This window comes from Neokomagataea anthophila, from assembly GCF_018122595.1.
Classification (GTDB): domain Bacteria; phylum Pseudomonadota; class Alphaproteobacteria; order Acetobacterales; family Acetobacteraceae; genus Gluconobacter; species Gluconobacter anthophilus.
Genome location: NZ_JAGRQH010000003.1, coordinates 202,589 through 224,024, shown reverse-complemented (window position 1 = coordinate 224,024; position 21,436 = coordinate 202,589). Strand labels below are relative to the sequence as shown.

Sequence of the window (21,436 nt, the reverse complement as noted above, 5' to 3'; positions counted from 1 at the left end):
ACTTTCAATCAGTCGTTTTGTGTATTCAGGCACAGTGTCATGAAAAGCAGGTCCAACCAGCGCCCTTGCTTATAGCCCACTTGTGGTAAAATCCCAGATTTTTGGAAGCCAAACCGATGATGCAACGCCTCTGACGCTCGGTTTCCCGCAGTAATTCCTGCTACCATAACGCGCATCTTCCTTAACCGCGCATGATCAATCAGCGCTGAAAGTAAAGACGCTCCAATACCACGCCCTTGATGATCCGGAGAGACATACACAGAGTGCTCTACCGTATGAGCATATCCCTCAAAGGGGCGGAATGCACCATAAGAGGCAAACCCCAGCGGCACATCATTCGCGCCACATGCCACCAAAACCGGGTGCCCCGCAGACAAACGCTGCTCCATCCACGTGCGCCGCTGCGCCAAGGTCAACGGCGTATCGAGCCACAATGCGTCTGTGTGTAAAATAGCATGATTGGTGATCTCAAGAATAACCTCAAGATCACCGTCATGCGCAGCACGCACTGTAATGCTGCGATCAGCCACGCTTACGGACAATCAACGTTGCCCAGTCACCCTCACGGAGCATCGCTTCCAAAACGAGACCTTGCGCTCTATGCGCCGCTAAAACCATACGCGCTTGTGTTACCAACAAGCCTGCCAAAATCGCCGTCCCACCAGGAGCTAAGCGCTTCGCAAGGGAAGGGGCCATCCGACATAACGGGCGCGCCAAGATATTCGCAAACACTAAGTCATACGTACCGCGCCGGACAGATGGCGTCAGCCAACCATTCCCAAAACGGCAATCTAACAAATGACTTAAGCCATTCATCTGTGCATTCATTTCAGCCGTACGAACCGACCAAGGCTCGATATCCACCGCCAAGACTGGCTTATGCAAAATCTTTGCTGCCGCCATCGCCAGAATGCCCGAGCCGCAACCCATATCTAAAATACGCTGTGGCTTACGGTACGCAATACGCTCTAAAGCACGCAAGCACCCACGGGTCGAACCATGCTCACCTGAACCAAAAGCAATCCCAGCATCAAGCGTAATCGTCAAACGTGAACGATCAGGCGCACCATGCAGATGCGTACCACGAATAGCAAAGCGCTTCCCGACATCTTGCTGAGGAAAAGACTCATACGTTCGTGCCAACCAACCTTCTGCTTCGGTTTCTTCACGCAGAAGAGGAGCATCCGTGCCCGTTAAAACGCGCGCAACAGCGAGTGCATTCTCCAGTTCATCTTCACGATGTCCAATATCTTTGACCCCTTCAAGGCGCCAATATTTTTGCTCATCATCCGCTTCAAACATCCCCACTGTTTCACATGCGCAAGCCAAAGCCTGCTCAAACAACGGAACATGCTCTTCCAAAACAGTAATGGAAATCGTTTCCAACTGCGTCGCATGACGCCGGCCAATGCTCCGAGGGGCCATCATGAGCAGATCTCCACAAAATTGGCCATAACGCGCCGCACTCCACCATTCTCAAAATTAATTTCTAACCGCTCACCATCCACAGCAAGCACCACACCTTCACCAAATTTTGTGTGAAAGACTGACGTTCCTGCGGGCATACGCGCTGCTGCTAGCGCCCCAGCTGATGGGCGTGCTGGCCGCGCCGTCGATGAACGCTGCGCAACAAGAGGACCAGACGCAAACACTGAAGCCCCTCCTGCAAAACGGTCATGCCCTGTATCATGGCCACGCCCCGCCTGATAGCCCGAGTGCTGTACATAACGCGCAGGGATTTCGTCAATAAAGCGGCTTGGAATAGAGGATTGCCAGTTTGCAAAAATCCGTCGGCGCGCAGCGTGCATCACAATCGCCCGTAAACGCGCACGTGTTAATGCCACATAAGCCAAGCGCCGCTCTTCCTCGAGCGCGTTATTGCCGCCTTCATCCAACGAACGCTGTGATGGAAACACACCTTCTTCCCAACCCGGCAAGAAGACTGTGTCAAACTCTAACCCCTTAGCCCCGTGAATGGTCATAAGGCTAACCCGGTCCTGCTCAGAGGCTTCATTCTCTATATCCATGACAAGCGCCACGTGTTCGAGAAAGGCTTCAAGCGTCGCGAAATCACCTATAGCGCGTAGAAGCTCACGAATATTATCCAGTCGGCCAGGTGCTTCAATTGAACGATCATCCCGCCACATCTGAAGATAACCGGCATCTTCCAACAATTGTTCAACGGCGACAACATGCCCTTCCGTTTCAAGAGCATTCTTTGCCCGCTCGAACGCATCCATCAGCTCTTTCAAAGCGAGGCCAGACTTCCCTTTCAAAATACCAGTAGCAAGACGCTCTTGAACAGCATGCTGCAATGATCCCACACCGCTCATGGCATGCTGACGTAGCTTTTGAAGAGCCACAGCCCCCACACCGCGCTTAGGAGTGTTCACAATACGCTCAAAAGCCAAATCATCGGAGGGCTGGGTGAGGGCGCGCATATACGCCAAGCAGTCTCTAATCTCAGCACGCTCATAAAAGCGCAAACCACCAACGATACGATACGGCACACCCAACGACAAAAGCCGCTCTTCAAATGGCCGGGTCTGGAAACCAGCACGCATTAAAATCGCAATTTCGGACAGTTGGTGCCCCTCGCGTCGCAACCGTTCAATCATTTTGGCCGCGACACTGGCTTCTTCTTCAGAATCGGAAGCCCCAATAATCCGAACCTTCTCGCCCGCTGCATCTTCTTTGCCGCTACGGAGCGTTTTCCCCAAACGGCCATCATTATGAGCAATGAGACCTGAAGCTGCGGCCAATATCTGCTCTGTCGAACGATAATTCTGTTCTAACCGGACGATCTCAGCCCCCGGAAAATCGCGTTCAAAGCGGAGAATATTCTCCACCTCAGCTCCGCGCCACGAGTAAATCGACTGATCATCATCCCCAACGCACGCGATGTTCGACACGCCATCACCACGTTTCGCTAATAGCCTAAGCCACAGATACTGAATGGTATTTGTATCTTGATACTCATCTACCAAAATATAACGGAACATACGATGGTACTGCTCCAGAACGCTCGGCTGGCTACGCAAAATTTCCACCATATGCAGCATTAGATCACCAAAATCACACGCATTTAAAGCGATCAAACGCTCTTGATACGCTTGGTAAATCGTACGCGCATGTCCATTCGCAAAATCGGTGTCATCTGCTGTACCGACACGATCCGGCGTAAGGCCACGGTCCTTCCAACGTTGGATAATTCCCATCAATTGGTTGGCAGGCCAACGCTTCGTATCAATTTTATACGGCTCCATAATCTGCTTCAGCAGACGGATCTGGTCATCCGTATCAATAATATTAAAGCCACTCTTGAGCCCCACATATTCCGCATGACGGCGCAGCATCCGGGCACAGATAGCATGAAACGTGCCAAGCCAAAGCCCCTCGGCAGGTTCCCCCAACAATACACCAACACGCTCACGCATTTCACGCGCAGCCTTGTTCGTGAAGGTCACGGCCAAAATCTGCCGTGGATAGGCACGCCCCGTCAGCAAAATATGCGCAAAACGCGTCGTCAGAACACGCGTCTTTCCCGTTCCGGCACCAGCCAGAATAAGGAGCGGCCCTTCGGTCGTCTCAATGGCACGGCGCTGCTCTGGGTTGAGGCGCGTGAGATAATCAGGGCGAGGGGAAGAAAGGTCTTGCGGCACAGTTCCAATATAGAGTGTGATGGCTCTATGGCCAACACTTATCCTACGGTGCCGCTTAATCGTGGCACAGGCCCACAAGGGCATCGTGCACGTATGCGCGCGCGCGTCCTCAATAGCGGTGCAGATACGCTCGCCGACTATGAACTGCTCGAAATGCTACTGTTCTTAGGCATCCCGCGCCGAGACACCAAACCCATCGCCAAGGGCTTACTCGCCCAATATGGTTCATTGATTGACGTGTTCCGCGCACCAACAGCCGCTTTACGTACATCTGGCTTAAATGACGCCAGCATTCGCGCTTTACGCCTTCCAGCCATCGGGGCAGAGCGCCTTGCACGAGCTGAGGAAAAACTATCCATCACCCTTGGTGACTGGGCGCAACTCAGCGCCTATCTGCAAACGGCACTGCAAGGAGCGGCCCATAATCAATTTAGGGTTTTATACCTCGATAACCGCAACCGCCTCCTCGCAGATGAGGTTGCTCCAACAGAGAATGACATGATAGCCCGCCACCGGGGCATTTTTCGCCGTGCTCTTACACTCCACGCCACAGCGCTGATTGGACTTTTCGTTCACCCATCAGACGCCCCCAAAACGCTCAACACAATAGCCCGCACCCTGAGTGCATCCGCACAATATCTCTCAATTTCTGTTCATGATATTTTAATCTCAGACCATGACCCTATGCCGCACAGCATGCGCCAAGAAGGGCGATTTTAGATCAACACCATGACCACAGCTGCTCTTAAAACATCCCTAGACGCCACCACACCGCCACTTACACCTGAACAAGCCCTGATAACGGGCAGAGGGCGGCATTTAACGGATCATGAACTCATTCATCTGATCATGGCCATTATAACGGGCCGTGATCAAACAGCCCTGAGTGACATTCTCGTGGAACGTTACACTTCTTTAGCAAATATTCTTTCTGCTTCACCCAACGAACTGAGCAGTCTCGACAATATCGGAACACATATCATTCCGATGCTGAACGTCCTGAAAGAAGCCTCTCTGCGCTATAATCATGCTCGTTTGCCGTCAGAAGATTTGCTCAATAATGAAGAGAAACTTCTCGATTACCTTACGTCACGCCTTGCACGTGAAAATATTGAGCAATTTCGTGTTTTGTTTTTAAATGAAAAACATTCACTTATTAAAGATGAAGCCCAAGCACGCGGCACCGTAAACCACACCCCGGTTTACCCTCGTGAAGTGGCACGCCGCGCAATGGAACTCGATGCCACGGGCGTGATCTTAGTCCACAACCACCCTAGCGGAGACCCGACTCCTTCCGAGGCAGATATTATCATGACCCAACACGTGCAAGCGGCCCTAGACACGGTGGGCACTCAACTCATTGATCATCTGATTATTGGTAACGGTCAGCATGTAAGCTTTAAGAAGAAAAAACTCTTCTAAAACAATTAGGCTCTGAGCAAGCCTTACCCCACTCAGAGCCATCCAGATTGGAACATCGTCCAATCCAGTGCGGATCTTCTAACGTGGCAAAAGATGATTTAATGCCAATTCACCCGGAAGCGCTCCTTTGGGGAAAATACTATTCACATGCCCCATCTTTCGTCCCGGACGAGCATCATTTTTTCCATAAAGATGCAACGCCATATCATCCGCAGCTAAAATAGCGGGGACACGCGCCATATCATCCGGGCCGATCAAATTATGCATCACAGCATCAGAGTGGCGGGTGGCAGAGGGAAGTGGCAACCCCGTTACCGCACGGATATGCATTTCAAACTGATCCACCAGACATGCATTCATCGTCCAATGGCCCGAATTATGAGGGCGCGGCGCAATCTCATTAACCAGTAAAGAGCCATCTGCCGCATGGAACATTTCCACACCCATCAGACCCACTAGCTCAAGCTCTTCTGCAATACGCACAGCCATAGATTGTGCTTCTTGCGCCAAAGCCGGCGCAATCGGTGCCGGTGCTAAGGTAATGTCCAAAATACCGTCACGATGACGGTTTTCTACTGTGTCGAAACAACGTGTTTGACCATCCAAACCACGCGCAACCATGACACTTAATTCACGTGCAAAATCGATACGCTTTTCTGCAACAAGCGGGTAAGGCAAGTCCTGAAGGGCATCCAATTCCGCAGCATCAGCAACCCGAAATTGTCCCTTCCCATCATAGCCAAAACGCGTTGTTTTCAAAATGAGTGGGAAACCAAAATCATGCAAAGACGCAAGATCGTCCGGGCCGTGTACCGCACGCCAAGGGGCCAACGACACACCCGCCTGCGTTAAACGGGTTTTTTCCAAAATACGGTCTTGGCTAACCTGTAAAATCGCACCCGCTGGCCGTACGGGCCTGTAACGCTCCAAAAGCGCCAAGCCTTCAGCGCTAACATTCTCAAACTCAAACGTCACGACATCGCATTTTTCCGCGAATGCCTTCAAAGCTTCCGGGTCATCATAAGAACCGACCGTCGCTGAGGCCGAGACTTCAATGGCAGGGCTTGTCGCAGCAGTATTCAGAATATGAACCCGATACCCCAAACGTGCTGCTGCCATAGCAGACATCCGGCCCAACTGGCCGCCACCAATAATACCAATCGTACTGCCGGGAGCGAAAACCGCGTGTTGATCGATCATTCGACTGGCACATCCCCAACAGATGCCGTCTGCGTGCCACGCCACGCATCCAAACGTGCAGCCAATTCTGGGTCAGCCAAAGACAAGATTGAAGCGGCCAACAACCCAGCATTCTTGGCACCAGCCTTACCAATAGCAAGCGTTCCGACTGGTACGCCACCGGGCATTTGCACGATCGACAGCAAGCTATCTTGCCCGCGCAATGCATGGCTTTCAACAGGCACACCCAGTACAGGCAGGCTCGTCCACGCCGCACACATACCGGGCAGGTGAGCCGCACCACCAGCCCCCGCAATCACAACATGCAAGCCACGATCCCGTGCGGTCCGGGCATAGTCCGCCAACCGGTCCGGCGTACGATGTGCAGAAACAATCCGGCGCTCATGCGCAATGCCGAGTGCCTCTAACACATCACAAGCATGCCGCATGGTTTCCCAGTCAGACTGGCTTCCCATAATGACACCAACACGCACAGGCGCATCAGAGACAAGCGTTTCGGTCTGGTTAAGAGTCTGGCTCATGCTCAGGAACAAACTTTTCTTATGAACAAAAGGGAAGGGTGATGACCTAAACGAAAACGCTAGGCAATATCGTCCGGAATAAGGCGCGTCTCAATCCTCGAAATCTCATCTTTAAGCTGCAATTTGCGCTTTTTAAGACGAAGAATTTGGAGCTGATTCAGGGGATGGCTGATCAAACGCCCAATAACAGTGTTTAGGTCACGATGCTCACTGCGCAATTCATGCAAACGGCGCAACATCAAACTGTCATCAGTGATCATCTGCATGCTCTCCTACCGTTTCATCTTACCATGAACGATGAGACACAACCCATATTCAGAATAATCATAACGGAGCCATGTAATACACAGCCCCGTCAATCACAAAATTCAGTCTTCGTCGCCACGCACAGGGAACGCATCAACAACAGGCAATGCTTGACCTTCACGAGCCAAACGATCATTAGCCGCCGCAACAGCAGCGTTAAGATCCGTCTGTGTGCAAAGACCGAGAATCACGGGGTCGCGCGGCTTAATATTGGGGCTATTCCAATGCTGACGGTCACGAACCTTGATAATGGTATCTTTGGTCGTACCCAACAGCTTAACAATCTGCGTTTCAGCCAATTGTGGGAACTGGCGCAGCACAAATGCAATCGCATCTGGACGGTCATTACGCTTCGCGACAGGGGTATAGCGTGCACCTTTTGCACGGCGCTTAACCGGACTTGCGGCGGATGAAATCTTCAAGCGTGCATCTGGGTTTGATTCACAGCGCTTGATTTCAAGAGCCGTGACTTGATGGTTTTGTACCGGGTCATAACCATTAATGCCCGCGGCCACTTCACCATCCGCAATAGCCTGAACTTCCAGCGGGTGCATGCCACAAAATTCAGCAATCTGAACAAATGTCAGGCCAGTTTTTTCGATCAACCACACAGCGGTCGCTTTTGGCATCAAGGGAAGGGTCATAATGTGCGTTCCTTCAGGGGCGCTAAAGTGCCAGCAAACGCAGGCACCTAGCGGAAGACCCAGAGGGCAGAACCGCTCGGGAACATAGTCGCGGCACCTGCAGGATGCACAGCGATAGTGCTCTTCCTATGGGGCAGCACCACCCCATAGGTCAAGTATTAACCCGCATATAAGCGTGTTACCACGCATTTTTACCCTTGATAGGGAAGGCTCTCAGCGTTGCTGCTACATTCTGTCATGACCGGGATCACCTTAGTGCATCGATCATCTGGCAAAACCTGCTTTACAGTCACGGACAATATGCCATTCGCCAAATGAGCCTGCGTCACTTCACTATAATCAGCTAATGCAAAACGCTTTTCAAAAGGACGCGTTGCAATCCCCCTATGTACAAGCTCCCGCGTACGCTCATTCTCTGCAATGCGACCGCGTATAATCAACACACCATTTTCATGAATTACATGAATATTTTGTGCGTCAAACCCCGCAATAGCCATTGTCACAGCATAATCGGTGGAGCCAATTTTTTCGATATTATATGGTGGATAGTTGACCGCTTCTTTGGCATGTGCCGTTGCAGCTAAATGTGCAAAACGCTCAAAACCAATCGCACTCCTCAGCAGAGGCGAAAAATCGTAACTCATAGAACCTCCTATCTGGCAGGCTTAATCTCCCAATCTTTGTCCCAAATGGCGACACGATATGGAGCAACCGACCCCTGACCCATCAACGGCATCAGGATTACGACTCAGATAGGCAAAAAAATCGCCCCTACAAGAGGGGCGATCGAAAAGCTCAGGAGCTTATTACTTACGCGTGCCGATACCAGCGAAGCGCTTGTTGAACTTAGCAACCTGGCCTCCGGTGTCGAGCATACGCTGAACACCCGTCCAAGCCGGATGTGACTTCGGGTCAACGTCGAGACGCAGCGTTGCGCCTGGCTTGCCGTAGCAAGAACGGGTCTTGTATTCGGTGCCATCTGTTTGGATGACGGTGATTTCGTGGTAATCGGGGTGGATATCGGACTTCATGGTTCTTCACTCCATAACGCAATGCCCCGATACCGACCGGGGCGACTTAATTGGGGCCATATAACGGAATTAAGCGCGAGATGAAAGAAGACTTTTTAGCGTTTTTTGTCTTAATTATCGAACGTTTCCTGCAAATCCCTCGGAAACCTCTCGCCCCCGTTATCGTTGAAGTAAGAACACCCATGTTTTTTTAGGAGATTACCTTGAGTGATTCCAAAGGCGTAGTCCACACCCCAGGTTGGGTTGCTGACTTCCAAAAATTCCTTCTGCGCGGCAATGTCCTTGACCTCGCTGTCGGTGTTGTCATCGGCGCTGCCTTCACAGCAATCGTTACCAGCGCTGTTAAAGACATCATCACACCTCTGATCGGCCTTGCGACCAACGGTGTTGACTTCACCAACTTGTTCATCACGCTGAAGGGCCCACATCTGGCGACCTTGGCTGAAGCACAAAAAGCTGGCGCCGTTACGCTGAACATTGGTGTTTTCTTGAACGCCGTTATTCAGTTCGTCATCGTAGCCTTCTTCATTTTCTGGGTCGTGCGCCTTGTTGGTAAGCTTTACCGCAAGAAGGAAGCAGCTCCAGCCGCTCCGCCAGCACCAAGCAAAGAAGAAGTTCTGTTGACAGAAATTCGTGACCTGCTTGCAAGCCGCTAAGAACTTTCAATGCGCTTAGCACTTTTCTGCCGCAAGGTTACACACCTTGCGGCAGCACTGCTTCTGATTTCTTCTCTAGGCTGCGCCACTCTCCAGCCTAAGCCAGTCATCGCATCCCCCAATGCCCCACTTTATACATATTTAATTATTCACGGCATTGCGCGCGGCGCCTTCATAACAGGCACACTCCACTCCAATGACCTAGATCACGTCATTGCTTTGGACCATACGGCTCGACAAACTGTTGAAAATGCTCTCAAGAAGCACCTTCAACACCATGACTCTGCGCCAAACACCAATGATATTCAGGCCACCAAAGCCTTATCGGATTTATTATCTTATATTGAACGATAATAACATTTCGACACAAAGGCCGAATCCCCTCATCACACAATAAAAAAAGCCACCCTCCTACACGGAGAAGTGGCTTTTCCACCCGGTCACGTCAGAGACTAATCCATTCACTCACCGGATGGGCGTAGGCGCTTCTTACCCAAAAGCAACAAGAGTGGTGCTGCAATAAAAATAGATGATGACGTGCCGACAACGATGCCGAACAACATCACGGTTGCAAAACCCGTCAACGTACTTCCACCAAACAGAGCCAAGGGCAGGGCCGCCAGAAAGACAGTCATAGACGTCCCAAGCGTACGGTTCAGCGTTTCGTTGATGGACAGGTCCAAGACCTCACGCAACGGCATGGTTCGATATTTCCGTAGGTTTTCACGGATACGGTCATACACAACCACCTTATCATTGGTGGAGTAACCAAGAATGGTCAGCAGTGCTGCGACCATCACTAGATCAAACTCAAAACGTGTAATGGCCAGAAAACCGATCGTTTTAGTCAGATCCAACACCAGAGTAAGGACGGCGCTGATCGCAAATTCTCGCTCAAAACGCACCCAGATATAAACAAGGATCATCCCCAAGCTTAAACCTAGCGCCAGGAGCCCATTGCGGAACAACTCATGGGACACAGACGCCCCGACAGCATCAGCACGCTGAATTTGCGTACCCGGTGCAGCCTTGGCCAGAGTGTTCTTAACGCGGTCAACGATTTGCTGAGTGCGCGCTTCACGATCTGCGCCTTCAGGCGCACTAACCGAGATACGCACATCACGATCCGAACCAAAAGATTGCACTGCATCGGGATGGATGCCCGCCTGATCCAAAGCCGAGCGCAACTGATTGATATTCGCTGGAGCCGCAGTTTGCGCCTCCACCACAATACCGCCGCGAAAATCCAAACCCAGCTTCAAACCGGGCTGAAAAAACAGCAACAAGGACGCCGCGGACAAAACAGCCGAAACGACCAACCCCATATGACGTCCTCGCATAAACGCAATGCGCTGGCCGTCACGAACAAATCGAAAAAGAGGACGAGAGAGCATGGCGTTCAAACCGGAAGCTTAGAGGGGCGGGTCACGGCATACCACCGCACGATTAACAACCGAGACAGGACCAGGGTTGTAAACAACGTCGTGGCAATACCAATGGTAATGGTCAGAGCAAAGTTCTTCACCGGCCCCGTACCAAATACAAACAGCATGACGTGGGCAAGGAATGCCGTTGCGTTACTGTCAATAATGGTCCCCGTGGCACGGTCAAAGCCCGCTTGCAAAGCTTGGAGAACACCACGCCCACGCTGCACTTCTTCCCGAATACGCTCATTGATCAAGATATTAGCATCAACTGCCATACCAAGGGTCAACAGCATCCCCGCCATACCCGGCAAGGTCAATGTCGCTTGGAACAGAGACAAGATACCAACCATCAAAACTAAGTTCGCCAGCAGGGCAATATCTGCATAAAGGCCAAAGCGCGCATAGAACAAAACCATAAACGCGACAACGAGCACAAACCCAGCCGCGAGACTAATAACGCCCGCATGAATTGAGGCGGCGCCAAGGCTTGGTCCAATACTACGCTGCTCAATCACAGCTAACGGAGCGGGCAGGGCGCCCGCACGCAGTAAAAGAGCCAAATCGGATGCACTGCGCGCATCAAAACCGCCTGTGATCTGACCACTACCCGCCGTAATCGGGTTAATAATGTTCGGCGCTTCGATAACTTTGTTATCCAACACAATCGCAAAACGACGACCAACATTCGCACGCGTCACATTCCCGAAGGCACTTGCCCCGGTGCTGTTAAGTTGGAACGTCACCGCCCAACCGCCAGATTGTTGATCAATCACAGCACCTGCATTGGTCAGATCCGTGCCATCCACATCCACATGGTCTTGCACAGCAAGCTGCGTGTGCGTGCTGATATCTTCCAGCATTGTTGAACCGGGGGACGCAGCCGTCGGGTTCGGCGCAAGCAGACGGAAGGTCAAACGCGCGGTCGTACCTAGCAGCGTCTTAATTCGCTCCGGATCAGAGACACCCGGCAACTCCACCACAATACGGTCATCGCCTTCACGGGCAATGCTCGGATCAATGGCACCCGTCGCATCAATACGGCGACGTACAATCTCAATAGACTGCGCCACAGCATCCCGTGCGCGGGCCAACATCGCGTCATGCTGCAAAACCAGATCAATACGTTCACCTGCCGCTGTAACCTGAAATTCATTCGGTACAGCTGTGGGTACAGCACGCAATGTCGACAGAACAGAATCACGCTCCGCATCACTACGCAGCGTGAAACTCAGACGTTGCGTCGCATCATCACGAACAAAATCACGGTATCCAAGCCCATGATCCAACAACGCCTGACGCGCCTGATCTTGCAGGCTTAAAAGACGATCATGCTCTAAAGACTTCAGATCCAACTGAAGTAAAAGATACGAACCACCCTTCAAGTCCAACCCAAGATGGATTTGCCGCCAGGGCAGGGATGAGGAAGGTGCTTTTAGGAAATTGGGCAGACAGAGCAAAACGCCCAGCAGGCAAACGCCTGCGACGCCAAGCAATCTGAGCCGACTATAATACATCATGACGGAACGGGGCGCCCTCGGCTTGAATTAGGTCAACAGATCAAAATCGGCAGCAAAGCCACCAGCACATGGCCGGGACCATGCCTATTCTCACAACACGATGCAACCTTTCTGCACGCTTGTCAGCCCTTGTGCTATACGGAAGCCTCTACGACTGTTAGTCGTATTGTGCATGATGAGAGTAGGCATGAACACAAAACGACAGCTGCGGGTCGGCATCATTGGAGCAGGGCACTTTGGGCGTTTTCATGCCCTTAAAGCTGCCGCCAACCCGCGCGAAGAGCTTATTGGGCTTTATGATCCAGACCCTGCACGCGCAGCTCTTGTTGCAGGAGAGGCTGGATGCAGCCCCGCAACCAGCCTTGATGACCTTTTAATGCGCGTTGATGCCGTCATTGTCGCGGCCCCTGCAGAATATCACTATACGCTTGCCTCTCAAGCGTTAGATGCTGGAAAGCACGTACTAGTCGAAAAACCCATCGCGGCCACGCGTGAAGAAGCACATAAGCTCGCCGAATGCGCCGAACGTAATCAAAAAATCTTACAAGTCGGTCATTTGCTGCGCTATTCCGCTGAGCACCGCGCTATTACCGAGCGAATTACGGCACCTCTTTATATCGAAGCAACCCGCATCGCTCCTTATAAACCACGTGGCACAGATGTTTCGGTCATTTTAGATCTCATGATCCATGACCTAGATCTCGTCCTCGCCATCGTTGATAGCCCTATTGAAAGCATTGATGCCATCGGCGCGGCCGTATCGAGCCCACATGAAGATATTGCGAATGCACGCGTACGATTCGAAAATGGCTGCGTAGCCACCATCACAGCCAGCCGCATCTCTCTCAAGACAGAACGCCGTATGCGTATCTTCTCACAAGAGGGATATTTATCTGCTGATTTCATGGAGCGAAAACTCAGCTTCATCAGCAAAGAACGCGGATTGCCACTGCCCGGCACAGGGGGTTATCGCAGAGAGGGCATCTCATGGCGCGACCATGACAATCTTGCCGCTGAACATGACGCTTTTGCAGCATCATGCTTAGATGGCGCCCCTGTTCTCGTGGATGCTCAAGCGGGGATCCGCGCACTTGATGCAGCCTTGCGCGTTACAGAAAGCATCACGCAAGCCCGCCAAGTGATGGAGGCTTCTGGCCTCATCAAGCTGTGAAGCCGGTTCAACCGGCTTCAAGCTCTTCTTTTTTCATTTCCAGCTCCAGCCATTGCTCTTCAGCTGTAGCTAACTCATCTTCAGCCGCTTGAAGACGAGCTGTCGCCTTCTCAAACATCTTTGGATCCCGCCCATATAAAGTGGGGTCCGCCAAAGCCTCACGTAAAGATGTTGCCTCAGCCTCAAGCTTGGCCATCTGTCCCGGCAACAATTCCAAGGCCCGCTTATCTTTATAACTAAGCTTAACTTGCTTCTTTTCTGTTTTTACAGCTTTTTTCGGCGTTATATCAGCCGTATCACCCAAAGGTTGCTCGCGTCCTGATGGAGCTTTGCCACCACGCTGCGCCAACATATCAGAATAACCACCGGCATATTCAATCCAGCGGCCATCGCCTTCAGCAACCAGAACAGAACCCGCCACACGATCTAAAAAGTCACGATCATGGCTCACAAGCAGAACCGTACCGGCATAATCCGTGAGCATATCCTGCAAAAGATCCAGCGTCTCAAGATCAAGATCGTTGGTTGGTTCGTCCAACACCATCAAGTTAGAAGGCTTAGCCAAAGCGCACGCCAACGCAAGGCGTCCACGCTCTCCACCCGACAATTTTCCAACGGGTGTGCGTGCTTGTTCCGGACGAAACAAAAAGTCTTTCATATAACCAATAACATGCCGGCGCTCATCGCCCACCTGCACGATTTCGCCATGCCCACCGGTCAATGTATCTGCCAAGGTCATCTTCGGATCAAGCGCTTCACGCTGCTGATCCAACGTCACCATGGAAATCGACGGTCCAATCCATACCGTACCCTCTTGCGGAGACACGCGCCCCGTTAAGAGACGGATCAGTGTGGTTTTCCCGGCACCATTCGCTCCGACCAGCCCCAAACGGTCTCCACGCATTAAACGTAAATCAAGATTATCGACCAGTACACGCTCGTCATAGCGCCATGTCAGCCCCTCAACGGAAACAGCGATCTTCCCGCCTGCATCGGCTTCGCTCGCATCCATACGCAGAGTGCCATTCCCGCGCGAGGAAACATCACGCCGCTTCTCACGCAATGCCGCAAGTTCAGCCACGCGCCGGACATTACGCTTCCGGCGTGCTGTCACGCCATAGCGCATCCAGTGCTCTTCACGCGCAATCTCACGATCCAGCTTATGAGCGTCTTGCTCTTCTTGCTCCAAAACCTCTTCACGCCACTCTTCATAACGTGCAAAACCTTGATCCAAACGGCGCGTTTGCCCTCGCTCCAACCACACCACACTACGCGACAACGTCTCTAATAAGCGACGGTCATGGCTAATCACGATCATGGCACAACGTGAAGCTGAGAGCTCTCGCTCCAACCATGAAATGGTTGGAAGGTCCAAATGGTTGGTCGGTTCATCCAATAACAAAAGATCAGGTTCTTCCGCCAAAGCACGCGCCAATGCGCACCGGCGCACTTCCCCCCCTGACAAGCTGTCACAAGCTTCATCACCAGTAAGACCGAGTTCCACTAACATCGCGCGGGCACGATACGTCTCAGTCTCATCTAGATTCGCTGCAACACAATCGAACGTTGTCTTAAAAGCACTGAAATCAGGCTCTTGAGCGAGGTAATGTACCTTAACGCCCGGCTGAATAAACACTGTGCCGCTATCAGGCTGCAAATCCCCTGAAGCCATTTTCAGGAGCGTCGATTTACCCGAGCCATTACGCCCGACCAAACACACACGCTCACCCGGCGTAACGCTTAACTCAGCGCCATCGAGGAGAGGGCGACCGCCCAATGTAAACGTAATATTTTGAAGATGAAGAATTGGTGCTGACATGAAAACCTATGTGTATCAGCACCCATTTTCCTGCAAGAGCGATCTCGCAGGAAACAATCAAACAACCAGAGAACTTCCCATTATCGCCTGATATGTCGCAACAGACAGAGCCATTGGCTCAAAAGGCTTTGAAATAACGAAAGACGGCTCTTGCGATTCTCCGGTCAAAAGACGCTCGGGATACGCGGTCACAAAAATAACAGGCGTTTTGTGAGCTTCCAAAATACGGCTGATAGCGTGTAGGCCATCCCCGCCAATCCCAAGATTGATGTCTGCCAAAATCAGCCCAGGCTTAGTTTCAGCAGCAATGCGAATAGCTTCTGATTCATTATGCGCCACACCAACAACATGATGCCCACATTGCTCCACCAAGCCCTGAATATCCATGGCTATAATAGGCTCGTCTTCAATAATCAGAACGCTGGTGCGCGTATTATTTTCTAAAATTTCACGCGCGGCTTCTAGAACGCCAGAAGCATAATCATCATCCAACTTTAAAATCCGCGCTGCCATTGGGAAAGATTGACCTTCCAAAAAGGTCAGCAACAGCAAAGCACGCTGCTCTAAAGTCAGGCTTTGTTCAATTGTATTATCAAACGCCATGGTTAAATACCGGTAAAGGTTTCCCCGCACCGACAAAGTCTCATCGAGACCATCTGTAAGGTCCCGTAGAACACATGCAACCAACGCATCACCGGATTTTTGGGTCCCCGTCAAGGCTCGTGCATAACGACGCGCATAGGGTAGGGCGGCAATTAAATCCTGACGCGAAGCAGATGGCATTATGATCGTCTCTCCTTGCGCGAATTAAAAATTAACGCCCACACAATTGAAGCGCTACCTTCTAAAAAATGCACATTTAATGTCTTTAACAACTCTTATCGTAGCATCAAAAATCTTATTGGCCTATACGAATAAAAAGGAACCGAAATCAAAGAGAAAGCTCGTTATGATATTCTATATTTCACACTCATTAGATATTTTTTACAAAAAAGGAATATTTTTTGGATAATATTCCAAAATCACAAAACCCTAATAACCAAACCACACCTTCAGAGCACTCTGAAAACGCCCATTTTCATCAAAATCTTGTAAAAACACTGCCTCATTTACGTGCTTTTTCGCGTTTTTTAACCCGTACCCCAGCAGCAGCAGATGACCTTGTACAAGACACCGTAACACGTGCACTCGCAGCCCGCTCACAATACACTCCAGGCACGTCACTCAAAGCCTGGCTATTCACGATTCAACGCAATATTTTTTACGAACAATACCGTCGCAATAATAAAGAATGCGAAGTTCTAAAACAATTAAGCTCCACGCCTCCGGCGCATGAAGAACAAAGCACCCCGCACACAGCACAAGATACAATCCGCGAACTAGATGAACTCTTGTGGCAATTACCTGATATTTTACGAGAAGCTCTCATACTCGTTGGAGCACAAGAATTAAGTTACGATGAAGCCGGTGCAATCTGCAATACCCCAGCAGGAACCATAAAGGCACGCGTATCAAGAGCACGTAGTCTATTAAATGACCTCAAAGAAAAAATCTAAAAATAAAACCCTTCTCAATGCAACGATCTCTTCTCTTGGTTCATTCATCTCATGAAAGCTGCCATGCATCCGGGAGACACATCATGACGTTCCACGACCAAGTGATAAAAATCATACCCAAGCTGCGCGTACAAGCCTTTGCTCTAACGCGTAACCGTGCGGCAGCAGAAGACCTTGTTCAAGATGCAATATGCAATGCCTTGGCGGCTCAACATAGCTTCATTCCTGGAACGAACTTTTCGGCCTGGATACATCGCATTCTTCGCAATCGCTTCATTTCAGATTTACGTAAACGCCGTGATACCACCGACATTGAAGACGTTCCCGCCGCAACATTCGCAAGTTCAGCCACTCACGAAGACACGCTTGCCCTAAAGGATCTGTCATTAGCACTCACACACCTACCACCCGACCAACGCGAGGCACTCATAATGGTCGTCATTCATGGCATGAGCTATGAGGATCTAGCTGAAGCGACCAACTGCGCCGTTGGCACTGCCAAAAGCCGGGTATTTCGTGCCCGCCGACAACTCGAAGCATGGATGAGTGGCGACCTTCCTAGCAACGATAAACTTCGTATAAAAGTACAAGCATTACGAGAAAGTTTGAAAAATAATGCGAACTCACAAGATATAGAAAGTTTCTTTTGAAAAAATTCAAAAAATTAAATACAGGCTTCATTTTTATTAATTAATGTTCAGATAGACCAAAAAAACATTTTCTGTTATTCACTTGGTAATATAATGAAATATATACAACGAGTTATCTCTTTTTTAGAGCTTTTGTGCAACCAAAGCTTAACTCATCTGTTTATTCTCCAGTGAATGCACCGTTCATAACACCGTAGGAAAGGCCACTTTAAAGACTATGAACGGCAGCGAAAAACATAAACAGGACACAAAAGACGCCGCACTGGAGACATCCATAATGCACGATGAAACCCCTTTTGGCATTTGGCTAAGTCGCGGCCTTCATAAGCTTTTCGACGATATCGCTCATGAACCTATCCCTGAGGATTTACTTAAATTAATCGAAGATGACCGAAATCGTTAAAGACACCCCCAATAAGACTGGAATTAATTTAAAGTATTTTTCCAATCTGTACCCATTTCGTATTTTGAAAACGTTTAAATCCAGAATAATATTATTAATAATACTAAGCACTTTTCCGAGCTCATTTATTTCTGTATTGATAGAAATTAATTATTACAAGCAAAATAAATATGAATCATCAATTGAATCCAAAAAAAAATCAGACGAAATATTTGAAAAAATTCACAGCTCAATAATTGATGTTGAAAAAATATCAGATTTTTTTAATCAAAAAACAATGGATCCATCACAAATATATAATATTAGTGATTTTCTTAATGAAATTGAGAATAAAAAATATTGCATAATTATCATTAATAATCTTGATTATCAAAATTCATGCTTGGATAATATAAAACTATACCTCAATCAGGGTGATTTTCTTAAAATAATACAGGAAAATACGAAAATATTTATTCTGCATAAAAATAAAAAAATCTTCCTAAGATTAGATATCGGTGATTTTTTATACAAAAATAATAATATTTCTTATCAAATCGCCTCAAAAATAAACCCTATAAAAATTAGTCAAAATATTACACCACAAATAGCCTCTCGCATATCTAATGATATAGATAATGATATAATATATGATGAAATAGAATTTAACCAAAAAACTATATCAATAAAAAAGAAACAAAATTATATTGGGTTGTTTTGATAAAAAATAAATCTTATCAATATATAAATTATAAAAACTATTTAATATTTAATGCAGGAGTTATATTAACAACCATATTCATAGAACTCATGATCGGAATAGCCTTTTCTAGAGACTTCCTTATCACTCCACTAAAAAAATTAACTCATTCCGTTTCTGAATGGCAAACAGGACATATTTTTACACTGGATAAGAATAAAAATATCCCCCTTGAAATAAAACAATTAGAACGCTCTTTCCTAAGAGCCACGCGCCACCTTAACAAAAGAGAACAAGAGCTCAAGCAATCAATCCAACAACAAGAACACCTCATTCATGAAATTCATCACAGAGTTAAAAATAATCTACAAGTGATAGCCTCTTTATTAAATTTACATGCAAACCGCGTTAAATCGTCAGAAGCTCAAGAAGAGTTTCGCTTAGTACGCGACAGAGTGCGCGCCATATCCTCTATGCATCACCACTTATATGAAAATATCGAAAACAATCATTTACAAGCCATTATTTTTATACCAGAAATAATTAACAATATTTTTACCCCCTCAAACATATCAAAAAAATATAATATAAAAATACATCATGACATCGACAATTTACTTATACCAACTTCTCAAGCATCCCCCATAACACTTATTATCACTGAAGCTCTCAGCAATTCTTTGCGGCATGCTTTTCCCGACAAAAACACAGGCAATATTTTTATTTCATTCAAGCGTGAAAACCGATCAAGCCAGACCAAATCGTCACATTGACCCTTAAAGATACCGGAGCAGGGCGCTCAACTGAAAAATTATCTACCCACCGCCTAGATGGTATCGGACGACAGCTCATTCGCGGCTTCGCACGGCAACTACATGCAGAATTCACTGTAGAACAAGATGAAGGAACAACTTACCGACTAACATTCGTCTTGGCCCCCATTGAGCCTCCACCATCCACAACGACATTGCGCGCCCTCAACAATCAACACCCACCCCAAAGATATGGATCAAACAAAAAAAATCTTCATAATTAAAAATAAGCTGTCACCTTTGAGGGCAGAAGCCTATATGCACAGGAATTATGAGCGGCGATAAATCCATCACGAAACGCTGGACAAAGGCGCAGGGAAAAGCAAACCGCGTCCAAACAGCAGTCTGCACTGGCCTTGGCATTGTAGCGACCTTTATAGCGATCGGGCAGGGATGGGCACTGGCGCACGTCATTTCCATCACGCTGACACAGCCTCTTGAGGGCACCCTCCCTTGGGTAGAGGCCTATTTTGCTTTAGCCATCCTCCGCACTCTTTTAGCAATTTTACAAGAAATTGCTGCCATGCGTGCTGGAACAACCGCGCGGCGCCGTTTACTGCGTGACGTTTTGCAACGCATTACTCTCTCCGGGCCAGCAATCTTACGCACACAGCATAGCGGCACTATTGCGAGCCTGATTGTAGACCGCATTCAAGCGTTAGATGGATATTTCAGCCGTTGGGTCCCAGCATCCGCATTATGGCTCATTTTGCAATGGATCGTTGTTTTCGTTGTTTGTATCGAAAACCACCGTGCCGGCCTCGTTCTAGCCTTGTGCTGTCTATCATTGCCGATTTTCCAAGCGGTTTTTGGGATCGCAACCGGTATTGCATCACGGCGTCAATTTTTGGCTATGACGCGCTTACAAACGCGCTTTCTTGATCGCATCAAAGGCATCGCCACAATCGTCTTATCCGGTGCGACTGAGAGAGAAGCCGCGGCACTTGCACAAAGCGCTCATGATTTACGAAGCCGTACGATGAAAGTCCTCCGCATTGCGTTCCTTGCCTCTGCGACAACTGATGTCGCAATGGTCGTGGCTCTCATCCTAATCGTTATCACCCAAATCCATACACTTTCCCCCCTAAGTGCAACAGATTCAGTTACAAAAGCGCTTTTTGCTATCCTCATGGTGCCTGAAGCCTTTGCGCCTTTCCGTACACTTTCTGCTGCATATCAGGACCGAGCGCACGCAACAGCAGCAGCAGAGGGTATGGCAGAACTCTCCGAAATCGAAAGCTCTTCTTCTCCCGATATACAGCCCCTCGACCCCGCTCAACATTACACGCTCACGATTGAGCATGTCAGCTTCTCGTGGAACGAAGCGCGTACGCCAGTCTTCACTGACCTAAACGTTACGCTTCAACCTGGAGAAACTCTCATACTAAACGGTGAAAGTGGCGCCGGAAAATCAACACTCATCGAGCTAATACTCGGCTTTATTAAACCAAACTCTGGGCGCATCCTGCTGAACGATCAGGATATTAACACCATTCCACCGCGGAATATATCAAACATCATCGCGTGGATTGGACAAAAACCTATTCTTTTCGCAGGCAGTATTCGTGAAAATATTTTATTTGCACGACCAGAGGCTACTGAAGATGAACTCCAAGAGGCTTTACGCCTTTCTGCCGTAGATCACTACCTCTCCTCACTGCCGCATGGCCTTGAGACCCTGATTGGAGAGGGCGGTTTTGGTCTTTCTGGTGGACAGGCACAGCGTATTGCCATTGCACGTGCTTACCTCAAAAATGCGCCTATTCTCTTACTCGATGAACCAACCGCGCACCTTGATCCAACAACCGAATTAGACATCCTCCAAAGCCTCAAAAAACTCATCGCGCAGCGTACCGTCATTATGTCAACACACTCAGAACAAGCGAAAAACGTCTCCGACAAACACCTCTTTCTTACAAAAAACACATCATTGCTCACTAAGGCGGAAAGGGCGTAAGGC

Annotated in this window: 24 protein-coding genes; 11 read left to right on the top strand and 13 right to left on the bottom strand. The window is 49.1% G+C overall.

Features of this window, described 5'->3' with window-relative positions; all coding sequences use genetic code 11:
* Positions 1 to 8 precede the first annotated feature (8 nt).
* Genes KB213_RS06285 through KB213_RS06275 form a run of 3 tightly spaced genes read right to left on the bottom strand, consistent with a single transcriptional unit; the run spans position 9 to position 3,662 of the window.
* Positions 9 to 530 (bottom strand): GNAT family N-acetyltransferase, encoded by a 522-nt coding sequence (locus tag KB213_RS06285; RefSeq protein ID WP_211681342.1) that lies wholly within the window; start codon positions 528 to 530, stop codon positions 9 to 11.
* A complete protein-coding gene (locus tag KB213_RS06280) occupies positions 523 to 1,425 on the bottom strand; it encodes a 50S ribosomal protein L11 methyltransferase (protein WP_211681688.1) in 903 nt (300 codons plus the stop codon). The genes KB213_RS06285 and KB213_RS06280 overlap by 8 nt, the downstream gene beginning before the upstream one ends.
* Complete coding sequence (locus tag KB213_RS06275; RefSeq protein ID WP_346266679.1) at positions 1,425 to 3,662, bottom strand: ATP-dependent helicase; 2,238 nt, start codon at positions 3,660 to 3,662, stop codon at positions 1,425 to 1,427. Before KB213_RS06275 ends, KB213_RS06280 begins: the two co-directional genes overlap by 1 nt.
* A gap of 27 nt (positions 3,663 to 3,689) precedes the next feature.
* Between KB213_RS06275 and KB213_RS06270 the strand changes: the two genes are divergently transcribed.
* Together KB213_RS06270 and radC are read left to right on the top strand one after the other, a co-directional pair.
* Positions 3,690 to 4,382, top strand: coding sequence for a JAB domain-containing protein (locus KB213_RS06270; RefSeq protein WP_211681338.1), 693 nt, complete (start codon positions 3,690 to 3,692; stop codon positions 4,380 to 4,382).
* A 9-nt stretch (positions 4,383 to 4,391) separates the two neighbouring features.
* Positions 4,392 to 5,084 carry a RadC family protein gene (gene radC, locus KB213_RS06265; RefSeq protein WP_211681336.1) on the top strand — a complete coding sequence of 231 codons (693 nt, stop codon included), beginning with the start codon at positions 4,392 to 4,394 and terminating at the stop codon, positions 5,082 to 5,084.
* Between the two features lie 78 nt (positions 5,085 to 5,162).
* Here the strand turns inward: radC and KB213_RS06260 are convergent, their stop codons facing one another.
* From KB213_RS06260 to rpmE, 6 genes are all read right to left on the bottom strand, one after another.
* Complete coding sequence (locus KB213_RS06260) at positions 5,163 to 6,284, bottom strand: 5-(carboxyamino)imidazole ribonucleotide synthase (RefSeq protein ID WP_211681334.1); 1,122 nt, start codon at positions 6,282 to 6,284, stop codon at positions 5,163 to 5,165.
* Positions 6,281 to 6,805 (bottom strand): 5-(carboxyamino)imidazole ribonucleotide mutase, encoded by a 525-nt coding sequence (gene purE / locus KB213_RS06255; RefSeq protein ID WP_211681332.1) that lies wholly within the window; start codon positions 6,803 to 6,805, stop codon positions 6,281 to 6,283. The genes KB213_RS06260 and purE overlap by 4 nt, the downstream gene beginning before the upstream one ends.
* A 59-nt stretch (positions 6,806 to 6,864) precedes the next feature.
* Entirely contained in the window at positions 6,865 to 7,065 is a 201-nt protein-coding gene (locus tag KB213_RS06250) for a YdcH family protein (protein WP_211681330.1), read from the bottom strand.
* A 108-nt stretch (positions 7,066 to 7,173) separates the two neighbouring features.
* Positions 7,174 to 7,755: a DUF1013 domain-containing protein gene (locus KB213_RS06245; protein WP_211681328.1), complete on the bottom strand. Its 582-nt coding sequence runs from the start codon at positions 7,753 to 7,755 to the stop codon at positions 7,174 to 7,176.
* Between the two features lie 191 nt (positions 7,756 to 7,946).
* Positions 7,947 to 8,399 carry an Hsp20 family protein gene (locus KB213_RS06240; protein ID WP_211681326.1) on the bottom strand — a complete coding sequence of 151 codons (453 nt, stop codon included), beginning with the start codon at positions 8,397 to 8,399 and terminating at the stop codon, positions 7,947 to 7,949.
* 162 nt (positions 8,400 to 8,561) lie between these two features.
* Positions 8,562 to 8,786 (bottom strand): 50S ribosomal protein L31, encoded by a 225-nt coding sequence (gene rpmE, locus KB213_RS06235; protein WP_068172002.1) that lies wholly within the window; start codon positions 8,784 to 8,786, stop codon positions 8,562 to 8,564.
* Positions 8,787 to 8,989: 203 nt separating this feature from the next.
* Here rpmE and mscL point away from each other — a divergent pair, with 203 nt between their 5' ends.
* Together mscL and KB213_RS06225 are read left to right on the top strand one after the other, a co-directional pair.
* Complete coding sequence (gene mscL, locus KB213_RS06230; protein ID WP_211681324.1) at positions 8,990 to 9,442, top strand: large-conductance mechanosensitive channel protein MscL; 453 nt, start codon at positions 8,990 to 8,992, stop codon at positions 9,440 to 9,442.
* A 9-nt stretch (positions 9,443 to 9,451) separates the two neighbouring features.
* On the top strand, positions 9,452 to 9,796 hold the full coding sequence (locus tag KB213_RS06225; protein WP_211681322.1) for a hypothetical protein: 345 nt from the start codon (positions 9,452 to 9,454) through the stop codon (positions 9,794 to 9,796).
* Positions 9,797 to 9,903: 107 nt separating this feature from the next.
* On the opposite strand, the gene secF is transcribed toward KB213_RS06225, so the two are convergent.
* Together secF and secD are read right to left on the bottom strand one after the other, a co-directional pair.
* Complete coding sequence (secF, locus tag KB213_RS06220) at positions 9,904 to 10,836, bottom strand: protein translocase subunit SecF (RefSeq protein ID WP_211681320.1); 933 nt, start codon at positions 10,834 to 10,836, stop codon at positions 9,904 to 9,906.
* A gap of 5 nt (positions 10,837 to 10,841) precedes the next feature.
* Positions 10,842 to 12,383 (bottom strand): protein translocase subunit SecD, encoded by a 1,542-nt coding sequence (secD, locus tag KB213_RS06215; RefSeq protein WP_211681687.1) that lies wholly within the window; start codon positions 12,381 to 12,383, stop codon positions 10,842 to 10,844.
* A 190-nt stretch (positions 12,384 to 12,573) separates the two neighbouring features.
* Here secD and KB213_RS06210 point away from each other — a divergent pair, with 190 nt between their 5' ends.
* Positions 12,574 to 13,557, top strand: coding sequence for a Gfo/Idh/MocA family protein (locus KB213_RS06210; protein WP_211681318.1), 984 nt, complete (start codon positions 12,574 to 12,576; stop codon positions 13,555 to 13,557).
* A gap of 7 nt (positions 13,558 to 13,564) precedes the next feature.
* Here KB213_RS06210 and KB213_RS06205 read toward each other — a convergent pair whose 3' ends face one another.
* A complete protein-coding gene (locus KB213_RS06205) occupies positions 13,565 to 15,376 on the bottom strand; it encodes an ABC-F family ATP-binding cassette domain-containing protein (protein WP_211681316.1) in 1,812 nt (603 codons plus the stop codon).
* A 57-nt stretch (positions 15,377 to 15,433) separates the two neighbouring features.
* Positions 15,434 to 16,159 (bottom strand): response regulator, encoded by a 726-nt coding sequence (locus tag KB213_RS06200; RefSeq protein ID WP_211681314.1) that lies wholly within the window; start codon positions 16,157 to 16,159, stop codon positions 15,434 to 15,436.
* A 317-nt stretch (positions 16,160 to 16,476) separates the two neighbouring features.
* Between KB213_RS06200 and KB213_RS06195 the strand changes: the two genes are divergently transcribed.
* The 6 genes from KB213_RS06195 (at position 16,477) to cydD (ending at position 21,433) form a co-directional block, all read left to right on the top strand.
* Positions 16,477 to 16,932 (top strand): sigma-70 family RNA polymerase sigma factor, encoded by a 456-nt coding sequence (locus KB213_RS06195; RefSeq protein WP_211681685.1) that lies wholly within the window; start codon positions 16,477 to 16,479, stop codon positions 16,930 to 16,932.
* Positions 16,933 to 17,015: 83 nt separating this feature from the next.
* Complete coding sequence (locus tag KB213_RS06190; protein ID WP_211681312.1) at positions 17,016 to 17,582, top strand: sigma-70 family RNA polymerase sigma factor; 567 nt, start codon at positions 17,016 to 17,018, stop codon at positions 17,580 to 17,582.
* Between the two features lie 277 nt (positions 17,583 to 17,859).
* A complete protein-coding gene (locus KB213_RS06185; RefSeq protein ID WP_346266681.1) occupies positions 17,860 to 17,985 on the top strand; it encodes a NepR family anti-sigma factor in 126 nt (41 codons plus the stop codon).
* Entirely contained in the window at positions 17,969 to 18,685 is a 717-nt protein-coding gene (locus KB213_RS06180) for a hypothetical protein (protein WP_211681310.1), read from the top strand. The genes KB213_RS06185 and KB213_RS06180 overlap by 17 nt, the downstream gene beginning before the upstream one ends.
* A gap of 89 nt (positions 18,686 to 18,774) precedes the next feature.
* Positions 18,775 to 19,437 carry a sensor histidine kinase gene (locus tag KB213_RS06175; protein WP_211681308.1) on the top strand — a complete coding sequence of 221 codons (663 nt, stop codon included), beginning with the start codon at positions 18,775 to 18,777 and terminating at the stop codon, positions 19,435 to 19,437.
* Between the two features lie 310 nt (positions 19,438 to 19,747).
* Positions 19,748 to 21,433, top strand: a complete 1,686-nt coding sequence (cydD, locus tag KB213_RS06170; RefSeq protein ID WP_211681306.1) for a thiol reductant ABC exporter subunit CydD — start codon at positions 19,748 to 19,750, stop codon at positions 21,431 to 21,433.
* Positions 21,434 to 21,436: the final 3 nt, after the last annotated feature.

Bases quoted from the DNA above. Each gene is read 5' to 3' on its own strand.
- KB213_RS06280 (WP_211681688.1), bottom strand. From the start codon at position 1,425: ATGGCCCCTCGGAGCATTGGCCGGCGTCATGCGACGCAGTTGGAAACG.
- KB213_RS06270 (WP_211681338.1), top strand. From the start codon at position 3,690: ATGGCCAACACTTATCCTACGGTGCCGCTTAATCGTGGCACAGGCCCA.
- radC (WP_211681336.1), top strand. From the start codon at position 4,392: ATGACCACAGCTGCTCTTAAAACATCCCTAGACGCCACCACACCGCCA.
- KB213_RS06260 (WP_211681334.1), bottom strand. From the start codon at position 6,284: ATGATCGATCAACACGCGGTTTTCGCTCCCGGCAGTACGATTGGTATT.
- purE (WP_211681332.1), bottom strand. From the start codon at position 6,805: ATGAGCCAGACTCTTAACCAGACCGAAACGCTTGTCTCTGATGCGCCT.
- KB213_RS06250 (WP_211681330.1), bottom strand. From the start codon at position 7,065: ATGATCACTGATGACAGTTTGATGTTGCGCCGTTTGCATGAATTGCGC.
- KB213_RS06245 (WP_211681328.1), bottom strand. From the start codon at position 7,755: ATGACCCTTCCCTTGATGCCAAAAGCGACCGCTGTGTGGTTGATCGAA.
- KB213_RS06240 (WP_211681326.1), bottom strand. From the start codon at position 8,399: ATGAGTTACGATTTTTCGCCTCTGCTGAGGAGTGCGATTGGTTTTGAG.
- rpmE (WP_068172002.1), bottom strand. From the start codon at position 8,786: ATGAAGTCCGATATCCACCCCGATTACCACGAAATCACCGTCATCCAA.
- KB213_RS06225 (WP_211681322.1), top strand. From the start codon at position 9,452: ATGCGCTTAGCACTTTTCTGCCGCAAGGTTACACACCTTGCGGCAGCA.
- secF (WP_211681320.1), bottom strand. From the start codon at position 10,836: ATGCTCTCTCGTCCTCTTTTTCGATTTGTTCGTGACGGCCAGCGCATT.
- secD (WP_211681687.1), bottom strand. From the start codon at position 12,383: ATGTATTATAGTCGGCTCAGATTGCTTGGCGTCGCAGGCGTTTGCCTG.
- KB213_RS06210 (WP_211681318.1), top strand. From the start codon at position 12,574: ATGAACACAAAACGACAGCTGCGGGTCGGCATCATTGGAGCAGGGCAC.
- KB213_RS06205 (WP_211681316.1), bottom strand. From the start codon at position 15,376: ATGTCAGCACCAATTCTTCATCTTCAAAATATTACGTTTACATTGGGC.
- KB213_RS06200 (WP_211681314.1), bottom strand. From the start codon at position 16,159: ATGCCATCTGCTTCGCGTCAGGATTTAATTGCCGCCCTACCCTATGCG.
- KB213_RS06190 (WP_211681312.1), top strand. From the start codon at position 17,016: ATGACGTTCCACGACCAAGTGATAAAAATCATACCCAAGCTGCGCGTA.
- KB213_RS06185 (WP_346266681.1), top strand. From the start codon at position 17,860: ATGCACGATGAAACCCCTTTTGGCATTTGGCTAAGTCGCGGCCTTCAT.
- KB213_RS06180 (WP_211681310.1), top strand. From the start codon at position 17,969: ATGACCGAAATCGTTAAAGACACCCCCAATAAGACTGGAATTAATTTA.
- KB213_RS06175 (WP_211681308.1), top strand. From the start codon at position 18,775: ATGATCGGAATAGCCTTTTCTAGAGACTTCCTTATCACTCCACTAAAA.
- cydD (WP_211681306.1), top strand. From the start codon at position 19,748: ATGAGCGGCGATAAATCCATCACGAAACGCTGGACAAAGGCGCAGGGA.